This window comes from Knoellia remsis (assembly GCF_003002895.1).
In the GTDB taxonomy this organism is placed as follows: domain Bacteria; phylum Actinomycetota; class Actinomycetes; order Actinomycetales; family Dermatophilaceae; genus Knoellia; species Knoellia remsis.
In genome coordinates, this window is record NZ_PVTI01000032.1 from 13,385 (window position 1) to 33,929 (window position 20,545).

General features: G+C 66.9%; 14 protein-coding genes. 7 read left to right on the forward strand and 7 right to left on the reverse strand.

What is annotated here, in order from left to right; all coding sequences use genetic code 11:
* Nucleotide 1: 1 nt before the first annotated feature.
* Nucleotides 2–2,149, reverse strand: a complete 2,148-nt coding sequence (locus tag BCF74_RS15180; protein WP_218279289.1) for a DDE-type integrase/transposase/recombinase — start codon at nt 2,147–2,149, stop codon at nt 2–4.
* A gap of 58 nt (nt 2,150–2,207) precedes the next feature.
* Nucleotides 2,208–2,837 (reverse strand): TnsA-like heteromeric transposase endonuclease subunit, encoded by a 630-nt coding sequence (locus tag BCF74_RS15185; RefSeq protein WP_170070269.1) that lies wholly within the window; start codon nt 2,835–2,837, stop codon nt 2,208–2,210.
* A gap of 897 nt (nt 2,838–3,734) precedes the next feature.
* On the opposite strand from BCF74_RS15185, the gene BCF74_RS15190 reads away from it, so the two are divergent.
* Together BCF74_RS15190 and BCF74_RS15195 are read left to right on the forward strand one after the other, a co-directional pair.
* Nucleotides 3,735–5,477 carry a site-specific DNA-methyltransferase gene (locus BCF74_RS15190; protein WP_218279290.1) on the forward strand — a complete coding sequence of 581 codons (1,743 nt, stop codon included), beginning with the start codon at nt 3,735–3,737 and terminating at the stop codon, nt 5,475–5,477.
* Nucleotides 5,474–8,020, forward strand: a complete 2,547-nt coding sequence (locus BCF74_RS15195; protein WP_170070270.1) for a DEAD/DEAH box helicase family protein — start codon at nt 5,474–5,476, stop codon at nt 8,018–8,020. Before BCF74_RS15190 ends, BCF74_RS15195 begins: the two co-directional genes overlap by 4 nt.
* Nucleotides 8,021–8,720: 700 nt before the next feature.
* Here BCF74_RS15195 and BCF74_RS17155 read toward each other — a convergent pair.
* The 3 genes from BCF74_RS17155 to dnaB form a co-directional block, all read right to left on the reverse strand.
* A complete protein-coding gene (locus tag BCF74_RS17155; protein WP_146132998.1) occupies nt 8,721–9,884 on the reverse strand; it encodes a hypothetical protein in 1,164 nt (387 codons plus the stop codon).
* A complete protein-coding gene (locus BCF74_RS15200; RefSeq protein WP_106298803.1) occupies nt 9,884–10,717 on the reverse strand; it encodes a serine/threonine-protein kinase in 834 nt (277 codons plus the stop codon). Before BCF74_RS15200 ends, BCF74_RS17155 begins: the two co-directional genes overlap by 1 nt.
* A 100-nt stretch (nt 10,718–10,817) precedes the next feature.
* Nucleotides 10,818–13,574, reverse strand: a complete 2,757-nt coding sequence (dnaB, locus tag BCF74_RS15205; protein WP_106298804.1) for a replicative DNA helicase — start codon at nt 13,572–13,574, stop codon at nt 10,818–10,820.
* Nucleotides 13,575–14,174: 600 nt separating this feature from the next.
* Between dnaB and BCF74_RS15210 the strand changes: the two genes are divergently transcribed.
* Nucleotides 14,175–14,663 carry a DUF6318 family protein gene (locus BCF74_RS15210; RefSeq protein WP_146132999.1) on the forward strand — a complete coding sequence of 163 codons (489 nt, stop codon included), beginning with the start codon at nt 14,175–14,177 and terminating at the stop codon, nt 14,661–14,663.
* Nucleotides 14,664–15,016: 353 nt separating this feature from the next.
* Nucleotides 15,017–15,598, forward strand: a complete 582-nt coding sequence (locus BCF74_RS15215) for a hypothetical protein (protein ID WP_106298806.1) — start codon at nt 15,017–15,019, stop codon at nt 15,596–15,598.
* A 33-nt stretch (nt 15,599–15,631) separates the two neighbouring features.
* Here the strand turns inward: BCF74_RS15215 and BCF74_RS15220 are convergent, their stop codons facing one another.
* Nucleotides 15,632–15,910: a DUF2277 domain-containing protein gene (locus tag BCF74_RS15220; RefSeq protein WP_106298807.1), complete on the reverse strand. Its 279-nt coding sequence runs from the start codon at nt 15,908–15,910 to the stop codon at nt 15,632–15,634.
* 46 nt (nt 15,911–15,956) lie between these two features.
* Between BCF74_RS15220 and BCF74_RS15225 the strand changes: the two genes are divergently transcribed.
* Nucleotides 15,957–17,342 (forward strand): MATE family efflux transporter, encoded by a 1,386-nt coding sequence (locus BCF74_RS15225; protein WP_245889397.1) that lies wholly within the window; start codon nt 15,957–15,959, stop codon nt 17,340–17,342.
* Between the two features lie 5 nt (nt 17,343–17,347).
* On the opposite strand, the gene BCF74_RS15230 is transcribed toward BCF74_RS15225, so the two are convergent.
* A complete protein-coding gene (locus BCF74_RS15230; protein WP_170070271.1) occupies nt 17,348–19,015 on the reverse strand; it encodes a gamma-glutamyltransferase in 1,668 nt (555 codons plus the stop codon).
* A gap of 46 nt (nt 19,016–19,061) precedes the next feature.
* Between BCF74_RS15230 and BCF74_RS15235 the strand changes: the two genes are divergently transcribed.
* Together BCF74_RS15235 and BCF74_RS15240 are read left to right on the forward strand one after the other, a co-directional pair.
* A complete protein-coding gene (locus tag BCF74_RS15235) occupies nt 19,062–19,820 on the forward strand; it encodes an S-methyl-5'-thioinosine phosphorylase (protein WP_245889398.1) in 759 nt (252 codons plus the stop codon).
* A 180-nt stretch (nt 19,821–20,000) separates the two neighbouring features.
* Complete coding sequence (locus BCF74_RS15240) at nt 20,001–20,468, forward strand: cupin domain-containing protein (RefSeq protein ID WP_106298811.1); 468 nt, start codon at nt 20,001–20,003, stop codon at nt 20,466–20,468.
* Nucleotides 20,469–20,545: the final 77 nt, after the last annotated feature.

Sequence of the window (20,545 nt, forward strand, 5' to 3'; positions counted from 1 at the left end):
GTCACACCATCTCTCGGTAGTCGGGCCAGGGCTCTTCGTCGGTCTCCTGAGCCGGCTCGGACACGGCCGTTTCCGCACTGTTGTTCGCGCGGACAGCGGTAGGGAGGCGGACGACGTTGCCCTGTTGTGCGAGTTCCACAGCGCGATGGGCCTCAGCGACTTCGTCGTGGTCGCGTTGGGCCTGTCCCCAGCGGATGTAGGCGGCCGAGAGCTGGGCTCGTGACTCGTCCTTGCCCTTGGGAGTAGTCAGATCGCCGATCTCGTCGATGATCTGGAGCATGATCGTGCGCTTCTTGAGCGCGCGGTTGCCTCCGCGTTCCTGGATGCGTTCGTTGACGCGGTCGACGAGGACGTCGACCAGGGGGGCGTCGATGAGATGGCGTCCTCGCCAGCCGATCTCGTGGATGCGGTCGGTGTCGGGGTGACGGAACCAAATGCGGGTCATGTCGCGCGGGTCGTGGTGGAACGGGATCGCGCTGTCCTGCTCCCGGAAGGTTCCCTTCCGCACGTCGCGGAAGTCCTCGAGGACCTCGTCGTCGTAGGTCAGGTTCTTGAACTCGACCCCGGCGTGGCCGGGCGCGAGCCAGATGATGGGGAGGAACTGGTAGATCAGGTCGGGGTGCACCGGGATCGTGATGCGACCGGTGATCGCGAAGAGTGCGTCCCAGTACTCCAGCGGTGTGACGCGCCTGCCAGGTTCACCCGGGAGGTGCAGTCCGTCGTGTGGTTGCCTGCTGTAATCCAGGGTGAGAAAGCGCTGCATGTCGGTCAAGTACTTCTCGGCGGTACACATCGGCTCATCGGCAACAACCCCGACCCACGACCCCCTCTCATAGATCCCGCGGCCCTTGAACGCGTCGGACTGCTGGTAGAATCGCTGGTAGGTCTCGTGGAGCCTCTCAATATGGGGGTTGTCACTGGGCTTCTTCCCGCGGCTGAGTTGCAGGGTGATGCCGAACTGGTCGAGCAGCGACCGGAAGTGCTTACCGACGTAGATGGAGCCATGATCGGACCTCACCGAGGTCGGCGTCACGCCAGGGACTTGGTGCTCTCCCCAAATCGCCAAGTCCGGCTTAGCGGCGCCCCGTCTCCCGGTCCGCACCGGGTTTCCGTTGAAGTCCAGGGACTCAGGCACGCCGATCCATCGCCAGTCGTCGATCGTCGGACCGTCGGGGCCCTGCTCGACGAGCATCGACTGCTGCCGCATGGAGTCGTAGAGCAGTAGGCCGACGTCGACACCGTTGGCGGAGCGGGGGAACAGGCGCATCGCCGTGACAACCCGCGATGGCGTGCTCATCATCGAGCCGATCTCGACGCTGACGGGCCGGTCCTGGATCGGGTCCCAGATGAGGTTGTCGCCGCGGCAGATGTCGGTGCAGCACTGGGTGCTGTGCTGCGCCGGGTAGCTTTCATGCCCTGAGACCTTGCGCAGACTGCGGGACTTCTGCTGCTTGGTCGTCCTCCCGATGGCCCGCCAGTGATGGCTGAGGTACTCCTCCATCAGCCGCTCGGGCAGGTTCTCGATAACCAGCCCTTCCTGCTTCATCTGCAGGCGGATCCGTCGTTCGATCTCGTTGCGGCTGATCGCGCTCCGGCGACCGTCGAACTGGCGGAAGTGCTCCTCGGCGATCCGTCGGAAGTTGGCATCGAGGGCGTCGAAGCCTTGCTTGTCCCGGATGCTGCGTCCGTCGACGACGCCGCCGAGACCGAGGGTCATCCAGTTCTTGTCCCAGGTCATCATGGCTCGGCCGGAGATGCTCGGCTTCTGGATCTCCCCGTCGTAGACGCGCTGCATGATCGTCCGGTCGACGGTCCGTTCGAACGACACCAATCGACTCATGTGCTCGTAGCGCTTAGTGATGCTCACGCCGTAGGTCTCGCCAAACGGCCAGAAAGGCTCGCCTGGTTGCGCGAGTTCGGCTACGCCTTCGCGATAGCCGGTACGCACCTCCAGGATGCATTGCTGCCGGAACAGCGCGCTCGCCTGAACGTCCGCAGGGAGCTTAATGAACCAAGGTAGGAGCGAGGAGTGGAGCACCTGGACGCCGGACTCGCTGACCTCTCGAGCATCCAGCTCGGTGTAGGCGGTGAAGTACGTGTGTCCCGTGGAGTCCCTCAGATGTGCCCCGTGGCGGTCGATCTCAACCACGATGGCAACTCCTCGGTTGGTGAGGATGCGCATCCCGGTGGAGATCTCGACGGTGGCTCTACTCATCAGAGGCTCCGTGGGCCCAGGCGATGGGCGCCGTGCGTCCGATCCAGTGGTCGATGTCGATGATGAGGTGGCCTCGCCACGCGTAGTGCCACATGGCAGAGACCAGGTGTCCGGACCCACGGTCTGCCTCGATGACATCGTTCGTGGTCGCGCCTTCGGCACACATCTCGACGAGCTCCGGTCGTGCCGCCTCGTACCAAGGTCGGTCATGGCGGTATGCCGCGAGCCATCTCAGGTTGAACTTCTGGGCGCGCGAGTGTCCGGGGAAGACCTTGTAGTCCCAGCCGACCTCCCGGCACGCCGCGGCGGTCGCGTCGCTCTGGATCCGGAACTTCTCATCCTGGCGATCGGCCGAACGGACATTCCAGATGGTGACGCGGCCGGCCGTGTCGAGCATGAGCAGGTCGGGTGTGTGGATCGTGCGTCGACGGTTCGGCAGCCGCACGCCGAGACGGGTGGGCTGCGGCACGAACCACGCAGCGGTCGGGTCGCGCTCCAGCATCAGGAGCAGGTCGTACTCCAGGCCCGACTCCAGTTTCAACGTGGTGCCCGTGACGAAGCAGTGCGCCTGCACCGGGATGTGTCTCGACTTCTCCGTCGACCGCGGGTTCCGGATCGGCACTAACCCGTGGACGTCTGGCGGTCCGAGGGACCAGTCCCATCGGATCGGATCCGACCCTTGCGGACGGAAGGTCCAGTCGGTCACCCGACCCACGGGGGCTGGCCGCACCTGCACGGCACCAATAGAATGACCCAACGGAGGATCCTCGCTTTGTCCGAAACTTTGCATCGGATCCACCACGAGGGCGCGCCTTGCTACCAACAGGGCGTGCCCTCACTTGCTGTGGAGCCACTTCGCACCTTAGTCCCACACGGGTGACCGCGCAATGGTTTGCCCGCACAGTGTCTTGCGACACGCCAGGGAAGGCACTCTGATCGGACTGCATAACCATGCAACGACGCCATCGAGAACCTTGGCGGTTTCCCGCGGTCGAGGCCGCGACTTATGCGCTTCTCCACCATCAGCGCAGGTCAGCACTATACGGGCTATCCTCCACATCATGAGCCGACAGCGCACCAGAAACCTACGAGGATCGTATGCTGGGGAGCGCAAGCAAGCCACACGGGGTCTGACCAGCCCCACCCGAAACGGCCTGACCAGCCGTGCGACCTCGGAGGATGGTTCACCCTCCACGAGGAAGACCGTGCGACCTTCATTGCAAGTCCTCCGCGGACGACGTGCGACTTCCGCGCGCCCGGACAACCTCATCGAGGACTTGGAGAGCTGCATCCAGCCAGTGGACGAAACAGGCTGCTTGGCTCCCGCGTGTCACGAGGTCGTCGCATGGCCGAAGGCGGGCGGGCGCCCGAGCCGGTTCTGCTCCCGCAGCTGTCAGGAGCGCTTCGAGCGCGAACGTGCCCGCCTACTCGCCGAGGTGGCCGAGATCGAAGCAGCCCTACCCGTGACCGACGCCCCGGCAGAGCGCAGATACTTGTCCAACCAACTGAGCCGCCGCACGTGGCTTTTGGAGCGCTATCCCTTGCCCTACAAGGAACAGGCGCGACTCCTCAAGGCGGAGAGGCATCCCAAGTGACTGAGGCCCGACTCGAGCTCGTCTGGCCGGGCAAGGACAAGTTCCTCCTGGTCCCGAAGGACACCGATGGCAAGCCCGTCTGGGTCGAGCGGGATCACCCGGCGGCGTCCGAGGTGCGCCTAGCGGACTTCACGGGTGTCGTGGGGGACGTGCCCGAGGACCCGTATGCCGCGAACCTGCTCTTCACCGGCGACTCGCTCGACGTGCTGCGCATCCTCTGCGAAGTGCCCGAGTACCGGTCGATCTACCGCGGCAAGGTCAAGCTCGTCTACATCGATCCGCCGTTCAACACTGGCCAGGCGTTCGAGCACTACGACGACTGGATGGAGCACTCAACCTGGCTGTCCTTCATGCGGGAGCGGCTGCTGCTGATCCGTGACCTGCTCGCGCCGGACGGGTCAGTCTGGGTGCACCTCGACGACGCCGAGCAGCACCGGATGCGGCTCCTCATGGATGAAGTCTTCGGGTCTCAGAACTTCATTGCGTCGTTCGCGTGGGAGAAGGACAAGGGTCGTCGCAATGACACCGATGTGTCGACAGTCCACGATCACATCCACGTATACGCGACAAGCCCCTCTGCCTGGGCCAGAGTGCGGAACCCTCTGACGCGGACCGCCGAACAAGTGGCGCGCTACCGAAATCCGGATTCTGACCCCCGTGGACCCTGGCTCCAAGGAGACAACGGCACGGCGAAGAGCGGAAGCGATGCAGCTCGGTTCGAGGTGACGTTGCCCTCGGGGCGAGTTGTGACGCCACCGGCTGGAAACTTCTGGAGGTTCAGTCGTACCAACTTCGAACAAGCGCGATCCGAAGGCCGCGTGTGGTTTGGCCGCAAGGGCGACAGCATGCCGGTCATCAAGCGGTACCTCACCGAGGTGAAGGATGGTGTGGTCCCGCGCTCGTGGTGGCCCGCTGACGAAGTTGGACACAACCAAGAGGCGAAGCGCGACCACCTCCGCAAGATGTTCCCAAACGGAGCCCCCTTCGCGACGCCGAAGCCCGAACGGCTGTTGGAGCGCGTCATCCACATCGGGTCCAACCCTGGCGACCTCGTGCTGGACTGTTTCGCCGGGTCAGGCACGACCGCGGCCGTGGCACATAAGATGGGTCGTCGTTGGGTGACCTCGGAGATCTTGGCGTCGACGGTGGAGCAGTTCACCCTCCCTCGCCTCACCATGGTGGTCGCTGGCGAAGACCCCGGCGGGATTACGAAGGCAGTCGGCTGGAATGGCGGCGGCGGCTTCCGGACGGTGACGGTCGGCCCTCCGATGTACGAGGACACTCCGTTCGGGGTGCTGCTTGCCGGGTGGGCAACGAACGGTCGGTTCGCACGCGCTGTGGCTGGCCAGCTCGGATTCGAGTTCCAGCCCGACGCGGCGCCGTTGTGCGGAATCCGTGGCCGGATGCGTCTCGCAGTGGTTGACGGTGCCGTGGGCGCTGAGGAGGTGCGCCAGATCGTCGGGTCCCTCGGCGAGAAGGAGCGAGTCACCCTCATCGCGAAATCCGTTCTTCCCGAGGCTGAGTCGCTGCTTGCTCAGGTGAGCCCCGGTTCTCGGATTCGCAAGGCGCCTCGTGATCTCCTGACCAGCGGGGCACAACGGATGCGGCGGCGCACCGAGGCGAGCACACGGCATACGCGGGAATCAACGGAAGGATCGGGGACGTGAGCATCGACTACGACCCGGCCCTGGTCGAGCAGGTGAGCTACAACCTCGACCTTCGCGAACCGAACCAGCAGGCTCTCGATGCCCTCGCCCAGGCGCTGGACACGGCCGAGCCAGGTGCGGAGTTCATCGCCGACCTGGCCACCGGTGTGGGCAAGACGTACATCGCGGGCGGTCTGCTCGACTACCTCTACGAGTCGGGGGTGCGGAACGTCCTGATTGTGACGCCGGGGTCGACGATCCAGCGCAAGACGATCGACAACCTGACACCGGGGCATCCGAAGTACCTGCGCGGCCTGCAGTCACGGCCGATGGTCATCACCCTCGACACCGTCGAGCGCGGCGAGGTCGGTGCGGCACTGGCGGACCCGGACCGGTTCAAGGTGTTCGTGTTCACGGTGCAGTCGCTGCTGCGGCCGAACAAGGAGGACCGGCGGCGGGCATTTCAGCCGCACGAGACGCTCGGGACTGCGGTGCGCACCTACTTGGAGTCGGCTGATGACCTTGTCGTCATCGCGGACGAGCATCACGTCTACTACTCGGGCTCGGCGAAGAAGTTCGAGGCCGCGATCACCGAGTTGCACCCGTTGGCGACGATCGGGCTGACCGCGACCCCGCACGCGGCGTCCGAGTCGATGGTGGTCTACCGGTACCCGTTGTCGGACGCGATCGCCGACGGGTGGGTGAAGATCCCGGTCCTCGTGACCCGACAGGACGGCATCCACGACGTCCGCACCCAACTCGCGGACGGGCTCACGCTGCTCGACGCGAAGCGGGAGGCGATGCGGGCCTACTGCGCACAGGTGCAGGGGCGGAAGGTCGCCGAGCCGGTGATGTTCCTCGTCGCCTCGACCATTGACGAGGCAACGGAGTATCGCGACCTGTTGATCGGTTCGGACATGTTGGGGTCGGCAGAGCAGGTGCTCCTCGTGACGTCCGAGGAGCCGGACGCCACATTGGCTCAGCTCGATCGACTCGAGGACCCGGGGTCGCCGGTGAGGGCCGTCGTGTCGGTGTCGATGCTGAAGGAGGGTTGGGACGTCAAGAACATCTACGTCATCGCCTCTGTCCGGTCGATGGAGTCCAACCTGTTGACCGAGCAGATCCTCGGCCGTGGACTGCGGCTGCCGTTCGGACAGCGGACCGGCAACCCGATGCTCGATACGGTCGAGGTCCTCTCGCACCGATCCTTCGCGTCGCTGTTGAAGCAGGCCAAATCGCTGCTTGAACAAACCCTTGGTGACCGGGTGGACGAGGCATCCGTCGTCGTCAATCCCCGTCTCGGCCAACACGCAGCTGGTGCTGCCGTCGGGGAGCAGGGCGAGCTTCCGACAGACTTCGCGTTCCCCACGTCGGGGACAGTCGAGTTCGAGCTGCCGGGCGCGGCGGCCACAGATCCGAATCAGGACGCTCTGTTCGACGTCGAGGACATTGACGACGGGGGGGAGTCCTCACGGCATACGGGACTGATGGTCTCCACACTCGATGACCGCGTCGGCGCGGGCGCGGCATCGGTGGAGACGCTGCGGCGGGTGCTGAGGCCGCGGACGCCTGGTGGCGTGACGATCCCCTTGTTCCTGCCGTCGGTGGTGACGCGGTGGGAGCGAGACCCGTTCACACTGGCCTCGATCAACCTCGACTCGGTCGAAGCGCTCGGCCAGACCTTCGCCAAGGACAACGCTCCGACGTTGACGCGCAAAGCCATCGACGCTGAGCGTGATTCATCGGGTGAGGCGCATGTCGTTATCCGCGATCAGGTCGAGCAGGTGATCGCGACTCAGATGGCGATGCCGTTCGACACGATCGAGAACGACCTCGTCGGCCGTCTCATCCGGACGAACGCCGTCGAGGCGTCGGTGACCGAGCTCAACGCCGCGGTCGCTGTAGCCCGGGCGTTCCTGGCCGGCGCTGCGGTCACCGAGGCGACACCGTGGCGGCCCGAGCATGGCCGGCTCGCGACCGCGCGTCTGACCGAGTGGATCGCGGCCAAGCAGACCTCCTCGCCGGCGAGGGAGGTCCGCGAGGTTCGGCCTGTGCGCTGGCCCGAGCCGTCGGAGCGGTTCGAGACCCGGCCTGCGGCGGACCGGCAGGTCGTCACGTCATCACGAGAGTTCGTCCGCGGCTACCCGTACGCCGGGTACGCGAAGTCGGTTTACGAGGTCAACACCTTCGACGCGTTCTCAACCGAGTTCGTCCTGGCGGACCTTTTCGAGAAGTCCAGCGCGGTGCGAGCGTGGGTACGGATCGACGAGACCGTGCCTCTGCGGATCACCTACCTCGCTGGCGCGGTGCAGCGGCAGTACGAACCCGACTTCATCGTCATCGACGACGCGGGCGTGAACTGGATCGTCGAGGGCAAACGCGACGGCGAGATGACCTCGCCCCTGGTCATCGCCAAGCGCGACGCTGCTGCGGCTTGGATGAGGACCGTCAACGGCTCCGACGAAGTCCACGAGACCTGGGCCTACCTCCTAGCCTCCGAGTCTGTTTGCAGCGCCGCTACCTCGTGGGAGGCACTCAAGTCCGGCGGTCAGGTGCATCGCTGACCATGATCCCGTCTACCAATCTTGTTGAGCTATCCGCATCGTCGCGACCGGGGCTTCGTTTTCAGGCGAAGCGGGAACGCGAGTTGGACCAAGCGCTCTTCGCCCTCGCAGCGAAACTGCCATTCGCTAAGGACGGCGTCGCCGTGTGCCGTGAGTTCAACGGTCCTCGAGGAATTCCTGATCTCTTGGCCACGACCCGTTACCAACACCAGCTCAGGGCCAGGGAGAACGCAACAGTTCCGCCTGTAACCAACAAGTCCGACGCAGCTGTGCTCGCCGTTCTGCCCTCGAAGGTCGCGCGTACACCCCTGTGGATCGCTGATACATGTGGCGTCAGTCTGGCCCTTGCGCTGGACAGGCTGCGCTCACTGAGGGGCAGAGGGGCTGTACTGGAAAGCGAAGGGACCTACCGGCGTCACCCGGCGCTCGAACCCCTTGGCCACACCTATGCCTTCGAAGCGAAGGTCGCAGACTGGGGCAAAGGCCTTACGCAGGCCTTGCGATACCTCGCGTGGGCCGACAGCGCATCGATCGTGCTGCTTGAGCCGCCCAAAATCCTCACGCGCGTGACTGATCAGTGCCGTTCGCTCGGGGTCGGCCTGGCCGTCGAAGACACTTGGAAGGTGCGCCCCCGTATAGGAAGGCCCAATCAGGCACTTCGCCTGGCTGCTTCGGAGTCATGGTTCCAGGACTTTGCGCCTCACAGGCCTTCTCCGGAGGCGTAGGCCTCCAGCACCGTCAGAGGCTGCGATGCCCAGTTCGACTTCTCAGCCGGAGGCACAGTTCGACCCAGAGCGCCCGTGAGAACATCGAAGTCGTTCTCGGCCGCCCGGTACCGCTGTCGAAGTTCCTGCACTCTGGCACGACGGGTGGCTTGCCCAGAGACGGCGGCTACAGCGGCACGCAGCTGTCCTAGGTGGTGCATTCGCTGCGCAGTGTCGCTGGGCGGCATTGGTCCACCGCGAAGCCTGTACGCCGCTCGCGAGTCCCATCGATCGATCGCCTCCGCAACATCCCTCCTCATCACGGCTAGCAGCCCGCCCTGAGTGACGTACGAAGCCGGGATCCGAATTCCCGGATCTGAATCCGTGCGATACGAGTTCGGATCAAACGTTCTCTGGCCGCGGTCCCATCCACTACCGACTGTGTCGGCGCCTGCGGCCACGGCCGGCAAGCCGGACAGATCTGCGTGCGCGACGATTACTCGGGACCTCTCGGAGAGAGAGTGAACTGTCCGCGCGAAGCCCGCCCAGGCAGCTACATCCACCATGTCCGGCTTGTGGTCAAAGACGACCTCGTTGGCGAGAGTTACCACCCAAACCGGCGAGCGAAGGGCAGCAAGCGTGCCCACAAAAGCGTCCAGTCTGGTACCCGAACTCCAGAAGGACCTCGTGCCGACGAGAGACTGCCACGCCCCTGACTCCAGACCGCGCGCGGTCCTCGCTATCTCTAGAACTCTCATGGAGTCGCCGTCTACCGGGGATGAAAGTTGAAGGGTCGGCGCCAGAAACGGCGCCCCCAATCTGTCTTGACGCTGAAAGACGCGTTCAACGTGGTCCAGTCTCGATGCCGCGCTCCGCAGATCGGGACCACCGGCTCCCCACAACTCCCATCCGTCGTAGAAGTCAAGCTTGTTGACTCCAGGCAGGAGGAGAGCATGGGTCATCGCGTCGAATATGACCTCTCCTCCGGCACTTCGTACAGCGGATGCCATTTCGGCCCCGCTTGGATACCGCGGCTCAGCGACCCGCGGCGTTGCAAATGGACTCAAAACGGCGCCGTCGGCCAAGCCGCCGGAAATGGCGTCAACAGTCCACTTCCTGTGCCCGATGCGCCGTCCATCGTGAATGAGAACTCCCGCCATCAGTCAGTCCACCCCTCAAGGTCGGAGAGGAGTTCGGGACCGTCAAGGTAGCGTCGGGCCGGTTGCAGCTGGAGGCAGCGATCCACGACCCTCGCCAAGGGTTGTGAGACATCCAGTCGCTTGGTACGAACGCTGGGGGCCTGAACGCTGGTGAGCTTCACTTGGTAATCGGGCGCGCCAGCGTCGACCGGGAGTTCGCCCGTGAGTGCATAGAAGGCAAGAATCCCCAGCGCGAAGATGTCACTCGCCGGAACACACTCTCCACCGGGAACGTGCTCCGGAGACCGGAACCCATCCGTGCCAGGCTGGTAGTTCCCAGTCAGAGCGGTCTTCTCAAGGTGCCGCGCCAAGCCAGGGTCCATCAGGACGAAGCGACCCAAGTTGGTGCGCCGAACGTTTCCAGGCGACAAGTCGCGATGGACGACACCAAGATCATGGCAAGCGGCCAGGCCTTCGGCGAGGTCGCTGACCAGAGATCGAACGTCAGAGTCGCTCCACGCCGGCCGCAGTATGGCTCCAAGGTCTTGCCCGTCGAGTCGCTCCTCCACCCACGCGACCGCTTCCAGCGGAGTTGTCAGTTCGACGGCATCGGTAAGGACTTTGACGACGTGAGGGGAATCGACCGCAGCGAGCAGTTCGACCTCGCGGTGGGCGCGAGTCCTCGTGATGTCACCCTGAGGGCCAGCTGGAACAGATACAACCTTGACCACTACCTCTTGCCCACTCATCACCGCAGTGAAGACGAACTTCTGGCCCCCCTGAATCAGGGGGACGAGCGAGCGCACACCCAGGGCAGACTCCAGCGCATCGGTCAGCTCTTGAACGACTACCACGTGGCTCCATAACGTCTCGGATGGATCTCGCAGAGACCCATAACTCTCAGTTTATGATTCATAGCTTCGACGTTTGTGAAGTCTTCCCTGCATCTCGACACTAGAACCCGCCGTCCCGGGCCATGTTGCTGAACCGGCTGTAGTGGCCCTGGAAGGCGAGCACGATGTCGGCCGTCGGACCGTTGCGGTGCTTGGCCACGATCACGTCGGCCTCCCCGTCTCGCTCCGGGTCGGACCGGTCGCGGTGCAGCAGGATCACGACGTCAGCGTCCTGCTCGATGGAGTTGTGGACGGCGATGCCGTTCGCGATGAAGTTGTGGCAGTCGAGAACCGTCGCGTCGAAGACTTCTTCGACCCCGTCCGCGCGAACGACAAGCACCTCATCCCATGCGACATCATTCGTCGCAGCGAGATCGAGCTCGCCACCATCGAGGGAAGCCCTGACTCGATCCAGCAGCGCCACCTCGCCGCGATCCCCCGAGTCGCCGTGATCACTCAGTGTCGACTTGAGCTCCCCCCAGAGTCCTGCATCAATCTCGGCGGCTAGGGCCTGCGACTCCCGCATCTCCTCCTGGATCGCCGCGAGGACATGAGCACCGGCTTCCGCATGCTTGTCCGGCGCGCCGATCTCCTGAAGGAACCGCCGGGTCGAGTCGACCCCGTCGACGAGGAGGATGTGGTCGTCACCGCACTCAGGGCGCTCGTGTCGCGTCTGGATGCCGAACCGCAAGAGCAACCGCGCGACACCCTCCAGCGCCTCTCGCGAGTCGTGCCACGCGAGAACCCGTCCGTGGCCGCCGTCCTCATCGACCTGACCTGAGAACTCCCAGACCAGATTGAGGTACTGCGCGATCTGCTCCTTCGGGAGGCAGAAGATCTCGTCCGGCACCCGCTGGGAGGCGTCCCGGCTCGGGAAGGCGAGCGCGGCGGCATACACGTCCGAATCGGTCCACCCCGGCGCGATCATGGCCGGCGAGGGAACGTGTCGGGGCACCGCAATCCGGTCACCGGCCCTGAGCTCCTCGAGCGACCGCCACCCCGACGGCGTGAGGAACGGGTGGTTGCCTGTCGCGCGCACATCCTTGCCCGACGACGTCACCAGCCGAAAGACCGGCTTGACCCCCGTCGAGAAGGCGTGGGCCATGGTCCGCTTGGTGTAGCGGAGACCGTCATCCAGGGCCCACACCGTGAGGTCCTTCTCCCCCGACCTGGCGATCTCACCGATGGTCGTCTCGGCGCCCGTGTCGGCACGCAGAATCCGCGTCTCCGCCGGGAGGCAACCGGACTCGCGAAGGTCTGACATCTGGGGGCGCTTGTCGGTGCGCTGCTCGGGACCACGGTTCAGCTGCGAGATCGCGATGACCGGAACCTCGAGCTCCTTGGCCAACAGCTTCAGGGCACGCGAGAACTCCGCGACCTCCTGCTGACGCGACTCGACCTTCTTGCCCGAGGACATGAGCTGGAGGTAGTCGATGATGACCATCTTGAGGTTGTGCTGCTGCTTGAGCCGGCGGCACTTCGCCCGGATCTCCATGAGCGACATGTTCGGCGAATCATCAATGAACAGAGGGGCATCGGAGATCTTGCCCATGATCCGCGCGAGCTTGTTCCACTGCTCCTGACCCTTGAGGCCCTTGCGCAGGTCCTGCAGCTGGATCGTCGCCTCCGCGGAGAGGATGCGCATCGTGATCTCGGTCCGGCTCATCTCGAGCGAGAACACCGCGGTCGCCATGTTGTGCTTGATCGACGCCGCCCGGGCGATGTCGATGCCCAGGGTCGAGTTGTGCGTCGGGATCCGCGTCGGTCCCGCGAGGTAGAGGTGGTCGGCGTTGTCGACCTCGACACAGCGAACCGGCACGGACGGCATACGGCGCACGTCCTGCACATACCTCGTGTCGTGGGCGATCTTCGGCCGAAGACCAAGGTCCACGATGCGTTGCGTGGTGACGACCTCGCCCGCCTCGATCGCCCACTGGTGCTGAGCGTCGGCGACGATCACCGAGCCGTCGGAGAACTCGACCTCGTAACAGGGCCGCCCCGTCAACACCTCGGTCGCCGCCACGACCCGCGTCGGACGACCGCTCGCGTCGATGAGCTCGTCGCCCACGGCGACCTCGCCCATCGTCGTCCATCCCGTCGGCGTCGGCAGCGGGGTGTCGAGCGCGAGCGCCTTGCCCACGGCAGGTCTCGCCGCGACGACGATCATCTGGCCGGGGTGCAGCCCGTGCGTCAGGTTGTCGAGGTCGGTGAACCCCGTCGGCACCCCGATCATCTCGTCGGTGCGGCCGGCCGCGGCCTCGATCTCCTCCATCGTCGCGTTGAGGATCTCGCCGAGCTGGTGGTAGTCCTCGCCACCGCGCTTCTCCGCGACGGCATACACCTCGCCCTGCGCCCGGTTGACGATGTCGTCGACATCGCCCTCACCCTGCGCGTAGCCCATCTGCACGATCCGGGTGCCCGCCTCGACGAGCCGGCGCAGCACCGCCCGCTCGTGGACGATCTCCGCGTAGTAGCCCGCGTTCGCCGCCGTCGGCACCGCCTGGACGAGCTCGTGCAGCGCCGCCTGCCCCCCGACGCGGGTGAGGTCTCCGCGCTTGGACAGCTCGTCGGCGACGGTGATCGCATCGGCCGGCTCACCGCGCCCGTAGAGGTCGAGGATCGCGTCATAGATCAGCTCGTGCGCCGGCCGGTAGAAGTCCACCGACCGCACGACCTCGAGGCAGTCGGCGATCGCGTCCTTGTTGATGAGCATCGAGCCGAGGACGGACCGCTCGGCGCCGAGGTCCTGGGGCGGGAGCCGGTCGTCGGGAGCATCGCTCGCCCCCGTGTAGCCGTTGCTCAGCTCCGCGATCGACACGCGCCCACCCTTCCCGAAACCGTCCTGTATGCCGTGGCTCCCGCAGTCCACCAGTCACCTCTGACAGTGGCTGCGTGAGAGCGGATCGGCCCAACCTAGGACGACCTCACCGCGCCCCGCCAATCCTCCGAGCCACGTCCTCGCCAGCCCTGTTGACAACGTGTGGACAGACGGTGGAACACGCCCGGCCTCGTTGTGCACAGTCCGTGGACAACCCTGTGGACACCCGTACGACCAGCGCCGTCATAGCCCGCTGACCTGCACAAACGCCATCCCCTGCATGTGCACCGAAGAAAGTTTCGGGCGTGTCTCGTCCACATGAGCCATGTCACCGCTGGCCCATGTGACGAGCGCCGAAGGCCCTGTGGAGAACGTCGGCGCCGGATCCGCGATCTGCGCCAGACTGTCCGCCATGGCTCACGCACTCCGCTCCGGTGGCGACCTCCTCTCGCCCGCACTACCCTCGGGGAACCACGAAGGGGGAAGCGTTCGATGACGTCACGATTCCGGTATGCCGTCCTTGGGGCCGGCGTTGCCCTCGCCGTCGCCGGGTGCAACGGCAGCAAGGACACTCCGACCACGTCGACGTCACCGACGTCGATGACCAGCAGCCCGACCGGCTCGGCCACCGGCTCGGCCTCGGCCAGCCCAACGCCGTCTCCGACCGGCACGTTCACCGTTCCGCGCGCGGCCACCCAGAACACCGACGAGGGCGCCAAGGCCTTCGCCAAGTGGGTCGTGGAGGAAGCCGACCGCGCCTACGTGAACGTGGACAGCTCCGTCTTCCAAGCCCTGGGTGAGCCGGGTTGCAAGGGCTGTGAAGTCACGATCAAGGCCATCGAGAAGAACCGCGCGGCAGGCCATCGTCAAGTCGCCCCATCCATCACCGTCGACGATGTCGGCATCAATCCGAGCCAAGGGGGCGACGAGGTCCGCGCAACCGCGTACGTGAGCCAAAAGGCCGTCGACAGCGTTGACGCGACCGGCAAAGTCGTCGGACGTACGCCAGTGGACAAGTTCAAGGTCGAGGCATCACTCATCTGGAAGGAGGGGACATGGCGCATCGCAAACTTGCTCATCGGGTCGTAGTCGCTGTGGCGTTGTCACTCTGTCTTCCATCTTGGGCGGCGGCTGACCCAACCCCCTCCCCCTCTGAGCCTCCACCCCCCACGACGGGCTTCAACACTGACTGGTCCAAGAACGGAGCCTCGGCAGGAGCTTGGCAGCAGGGACAGGAGCAGAACCCACGCGGCAACGCAGGCCAAGCCTCGAACCCGGGGACGACCACCGGCGCCCCGGCGAAGCCGACGCACGAGTTCAAGGTCTCCACTGCGTGTGATCCGACCCCGTCCGGCCCGGACGAGGGCACCGGGTACGGCGACGGCAACTGTGACTTCGCCCAGCGAGGCTGTTCGTACGAGAACCCGCCCAGTGACCGCTACATGCAGCGCTACTGGTCCCGCCCGATCGGGAGCACCGGGCCCTGGACTCTCGTCGGCAACAACTGCAACCCGAGCCAGGCCCCCGAGGGCGCTCCTGCACCGCCACCAGTGCCCACCGTCGGGCAGATCAACGCCGCCTTCGCCGCACTCCCCTTCGCCAAGCCGACCGTCGCCATCCAGCCCGTCGGCAACGTCACCCTCGTCAACCTCCCCACGTACTACGAAGCCACGTGGCCCGGGTCCGGTCTCAAACCCGGCGACATCAGCAAAAAGGTCCAGCTGCTGTCCTGGTCGATCGAGTTCAGGATCGACCCCGCGACCTATCGCTACGACTTCGGTGACGGCGAGTTCTCCAAGGTGACCAAGGACCTCGGCGGCCCCTACCCCGACGGGAAGATCCGGCACACTTACACCAAGGCCGCCGCAAGCGTCCCCGTCAAGGTCGACGCCGCCATGACCGGCGCGTTCCGCGTCAACGGCGGCCCATGGCAGGACCTCGACACCGTCGCCGAGCTCGAGAACGAACCCGTCACCACCCTCCAGGTCCGCACGGCCAAGGCCCGCCTCTACAACAACGGCTGACCAGACCCGCAACCACCAGCGCAGCGAACGGGCTCAGCCGGCGGCGCGGCCATACCTCTCGGCGGAACGGGCCCGCGCCTTCGCGGCCTCGACCTCGCGGTCCTTCGGCGGCGCCGACGTCACGAGCGCATCGAGCAGCCGCTGCGTCGCCGCGGCCACCTCGCGCACCGCCTCGTCGAACGCCGCCTGGTTCGCCTGCGACGGCTTGGTCGACCCGCTCACCTTGCGCACGTACTGCAGCGCGGCGGCCTCGACCTCCGACGTCGTCGCCGGCGGCTCGAAGTTGTGCAGCTGACGAATGTTCCGACACATACCTGCACCGTATGCCGCCCGCCTCCGCGGCCGCTAGCGTCACCTCGTGCGCGACGAGCCACCGCAGGGAGCCACAGAACCCGCAGAGACCCCGAGCCAGCACCGTGAGGTGCTCCGCCTTGCCCTGCCCGCGTTCCTCGCCCTCGTCGCCGAACCACTCTTTCTGCTCGCCGACTCCGCCATCGTCGGCCACCTCGGCACCCCCCAGCTCGCCGGCCTCGGCGTCGCGAGCGCGATGCTCCTCACCGCGGCGAACATCTTCGTCTTCCTCGCCTACGGCACGACGAGCGTCGTCGCCCGCCAGCTCGGCGCCGGCAACAAGGGCGGTGCGATCGCCGCGGGTGTCGACGGGGTGTGGCTCGCCGTCGGGCTCGGCGCCGTCACCGCGGTCCTCGTCGCCGTCCTCGCCGAACCGTTGTGCCGGCTCTTCGGCGCCTCACCCGAGGCGCTCGGCCACGCCGTCACCTACCTGCGCATCTCGGCGATCTCCATCCCGGCGATGCTCGTCGTCCTCGCGACCACCGGCGTCCTGCGCGGCCTCCAGGACACCAAGACCCCACTGGCCGCGAGCGCTCTCGGGTTCACGAGCAACATCGCCCTCAACCTCCTCTTCGTCTACGGGTTCGGCTGGGGTATCGGCGGATCCGCGCTCGGCACCGTCATCGCCCAGACCGGGATGGCGGCCGCGCTCGTCGCGGTCCTCATGCGCCAGGCGCGCGTCCACGACGTCACCCTCCGAGCACATCCGGGACGGATTCTCGGTGCCGCGCGCACCGGCATACCCCTCCTGGTGCGCACCCTCGCGCTGCGTGCAGTCCTCCTCGTGACCACGTGGGTGGCGGCCAGACTCGGTGACGTGCCGCTCGCGGCATACCAGGTGTTGGCGACGATCTGGAGCTTCCTCGTCTTCGCCCTCGACGCGATCGCGATCGCCGCGCAGGCCATCACCGGCAAGGCTCTCGGCGCCGATGACCTCGCCCGAACCCGTTCTGCCACAACGGTGATGATCCGCTGGGGCGTCCTCGGCGGCATCGTTCTCGGCGTCGTCGTGCTGCTGCTGCGCACCGTCCTCCCGCCGCTCTTCACGCCCGACCCGGATGTCCAGGCCGGCATCGCCGCTGCCCTCGTCATCGTCGCGCTGTCGCAGCCACTCTCCGGCTACGTCTTCGTCATCGACGGCGTCCTCATCGGCGCCGGCGACGGGCGCTGGCTCGCGTTCGCGATGCTCGCCAACCTCGTGGCCTACCTCCCGGTCATCCTCGGCGTCGCGCTCATGGGCGACTGGCTGCTCGAGGGCGGCAGCCGTCAGGGCATGACCAACGCGGTCATGTGGCTCTGGTTCGCGTTCACCGTCTTCATGGGGATCCGGGCCATGCTCATGTGGGCGCGGGTGCGCACCGACCGGTGGATGGTCACCGGCGCGACCCGCTGACCGGGCTAGGGGACACCGGCCGAGGAGACACCGACCGCCGCCTCACGTCGCGGGTCACCCGCCGCGCGCAGCACACCCGGCCCGTATGCCGTGTGCTCGCCGTCCCGGGTCGGTGCGCCGCCCCCGGTCGGTGCGCCGTCGCCCTCGCGCAGGGCAGCACCGACACCGCCGAAGTACATTGACAGCTCGCCATGGTCGTGCCCTCGCCAGCCGAGCTTCTCAACGGCCGCGGTGATCGCCGGGTCGGCCTCGTGCTCGACCACCGGCTCCCCCGCGTCGTCGAACCGGACGTGCGCTCGCGGCGCCGCGATCGCCGTGTCGAGGTCGACCCCATGGCAGCACAGCTGGGCCAGCACCTGCATGAGCGCGGTCGTGATCCGATCTGCGCCGGGTGAGCCGATCGCGAGGACACCGCCGTCGCCCGAGCGCGCAACCGTCGGCGCCATGTTCGACGCGAGCCGCGTGCCGGGGGTCAGCGAGTGCAGGCCGAGCCGGTTGAGCTCGGGCTCACCGAGGGCGTTGTTGAGCAGCAGCCCGGTCCCGGGGATCGTCACGCCCGCGCCATAGCCGGCCGACATCGTCACCGCACACGCCAGGCCGTCGGAGTCGACCGCCGAGACGTGCGCCGTCGACGATGACGTCGGCAGTCCGGCGAGGCCGTGCCGGTCGACCGCCTCCAGGACGGCCCAGCCGTCACGGTCGAGGTCGCGGGACAGGTCGTGCACGTCGCGCCGGTATCCCAGCACCGCCCGCTGGATCCGCAGGATGTCGTCCCACGTCGGGCTGTCACCGGCTGCGCGGTCACCGGCGTATCCCGTCCCTTTCCCACCAATTGGGTGAGATCGGGACGCGCGCTCGAGCTCGGTGAGCATCACCGCGAGCATCGGCCCTCCGACCGACGGCGGCGGGTTGACCGCGACGTCCCAGCCGCCCAGGGTGCGCCGCACCGGTTCTCGGACGACGACCTCGTATGCCGTGAGGTCGGCTTCCGTGACCAGCCCACCATGGGCGCGCATGTCGTCGACGAGCGCGCGGCCGATCTCGCCGGTCGTGAGCACCTCCGCGCCGTCCCGGGCGACCCGGTCGAGCACGTCGGCGAGCAACGGGTTGCGCGCGAGATCGCCTGCGACATAAGGGGTTCCGTCCTCGTGCCGGGTCACCGCTCGCGCCCCGGCGTCGACCCCGAAGAGCGAGTCCCCGACGAACCCGAGGTAGCGCGCCGCCGCCCCGCCGACTGGGTACCCGTCCCGGCACACCGCCGCGGCCGGCTCGACGACCGACGCCCACGGCCGCGACCCGTACCGCTGCATCGCGACCTCGCACGCCGCGAGGGCGCCGGGCACCGCGACCGAGCCGTGACCGGCATACAGGGTCACCCCACCGCCGTAGTCGGTGACGACCTCACGCACGCCTCCACCGAACGCCTCGCGCCCCAGCCCGCGCCCCGGCATGACGACGTTGCCGTCGACGACGACCGGCTCCCCCGACACCGGCCAGATCGCGACGAACGCCGCCCCGCCCGCGCTGACGATCCCGGGCTCGCTGCTCATCGTCGTGATCGCGGCGGCGATGGCGGCGTCGACGGCGTTCCCGCCCTCGGCGACGACCTGCTGCCCGGCGCCGAGCGAGGCCGGTCCGGTCGCCGCGAGCGCCACCTGTCGAGAGCCGTTCATGTGTCGCATCCTCGCACCAGCCGCGCGCGCCGGTAGCGTGACAGTCGTGACTCTCCAGCCGCTGGGAATCATCGCCGGAACCGGTTTCGCCGACCTCGACGCCCTCGGTGACGCGACCACGAAGGGCGTCGACACGGCATACGGAACGACGCCGGTGACCACGGGCACCTGGCACGGGCTCCCGGTCGCGTTCGTCCCGCGGCACGGCGCCGGGCACGTGGTGCCGCCGCACCGCATCAACTACCTCGCGATCGTGCGCGCGCTCGCCGACAGCGGGGTGCGCGACGTCGTCGCCGTCAACGTCGTCGGCGGCATCGACCCAGACCTCGAGGCCGGCGAGCTCGTCTGCGTCGACGACTTCCTCGACCTCACCCACGGGCGCATCGGGACGTTCCACGACGGCGAGGGCGCCGGTGGCGTGGTGCACACGGACATGACGGAGGCCTACGACCCCGAGCTGCGACGTGAGCTGATCGACGCGGCGAGCTCGGCGGGGGTGCCGGTCGTCGACGGTGGGGTGTATGCCTGCTTCGACGGGCCGCGGTTCGAGTCGCCGGCCGAGATCCGGCTCGCGGCGCTCGCCGGTGGGACCGTCGCCGGGATGACCGGCGTCCCCGAGGTGACCCTCGCCGTGGAGGCCGGGCTGCGGTATGCCGCACTCAGCCTCGTCGTGAACCCGGCGGCGGGCGTGCGTCCGGGTGAGCCGATCACGACCGAGGAGATCGACGCGGTGCTGGCGACGGGGCGGCCCAAGGTGCTGTCGGTGCTCGACGAGCTCGTGCACACCCGCTCCGTCTTCGCCTGACGCCCGGCACCCGACGACGACTGATTGCCGATTTCGTTCGCCCCCGACCCACTGATTGCCGATTCCGTTCACCCAGCACCGAACGGAAACAGCAATGAGTCGGACTGGTTGCCGGTTCCGTTCACCGCGGGCGCCGGACTCCTCATGCGGCTTTCAAGGTTGCGTGAGATTGTGACCTCCATGCGCAGCGCGGACGACCTCATCGCCGGCCTCGGTATGCGACCGATCCCCGAGGAGGGGGCGTTCTTCGTCGAAGGGCCGCGCACCCAGGAGTTGTCCTCGATCCTCGTCCTGCTCACGTCGGCGGCCGACGGGTTCTCGGCGATGCACCGGCTCGAGGTCGACGAGGGGTGGACCTGGCTCGACGGCGCTCCGGCCGCACTGTTGCGGCTGCGCGAGTCGAGCAAGGGCAACCACCGCGGCAGCCTCGGCCTGCTCGACGACAAGCGTCGCAACCTGCTCGTGCGCCGCGGGGTGTGGCAGGGCGCGGCGACGATGGGCGAGTGGACGCTGCTGTCGTGCTGGTGCACGCCGGCGTTCCGGCCGAAGCACTTCACCCTCGGGGAGCGGGCGACGCTCACCGAGACCTTCCCGGACTTCGCCAACGAGATCGCCACCCTCACCCGTCCTAACCGTCCAATTGGGTGAGATCGGGACGAGAAGGTGAGCGGACGGCATACCGGCGGTCCCGTCCCTAACCGTCCACTTGGGTGAGATCGGGACGA

Bases quoted from the DNA above. Each gene is read 5' to 3' on its own strand.
- BCF74_RS17155 (WP_146132998.1), bottom strand. From the start codon at position 9,884: ATGGCGGGAGTTCTCATTCACGATGGACGGCGCATCGGGCACAGGAAG.
- BCF74_RS15210 (WP_146132999.1), top strand. From the start codon at position 14,175: ATGACCAGCAGCCCGACCGGCTCGGCCACCGGCTCGGCCTCGGCCAGC.
- BCF74_RS15215 (WP_106298806.1), top strand. From the start codon at position 15,017: ATGCAGCGCTACTGGTCCCGCCCGATCGGGAGCACCGGGCCCTGGACT.
- BCF74_RS15220 (WP_106298807.1), bottom strand. From the start codon at position 15,910: ATGTGTCGGAACATTCGTCAGCTGCACAACTTCGAGCCGCCGGCGACG.
- BCF74_RS15230 (WP_170070271.1), bottom strand. From the start codon at position 19,015: ATGAACGGCTCTCGACAGGTGGCGCTCGCGGCGACCGGACCGGCCTCG.
- BCF74_RS15240 (WP_106298811.1), top strand. From the start codon at position 20,001: ATGCGCAGCGCGGACGACCTCATCGCCGGCCTCGGTATGCGACCGATC.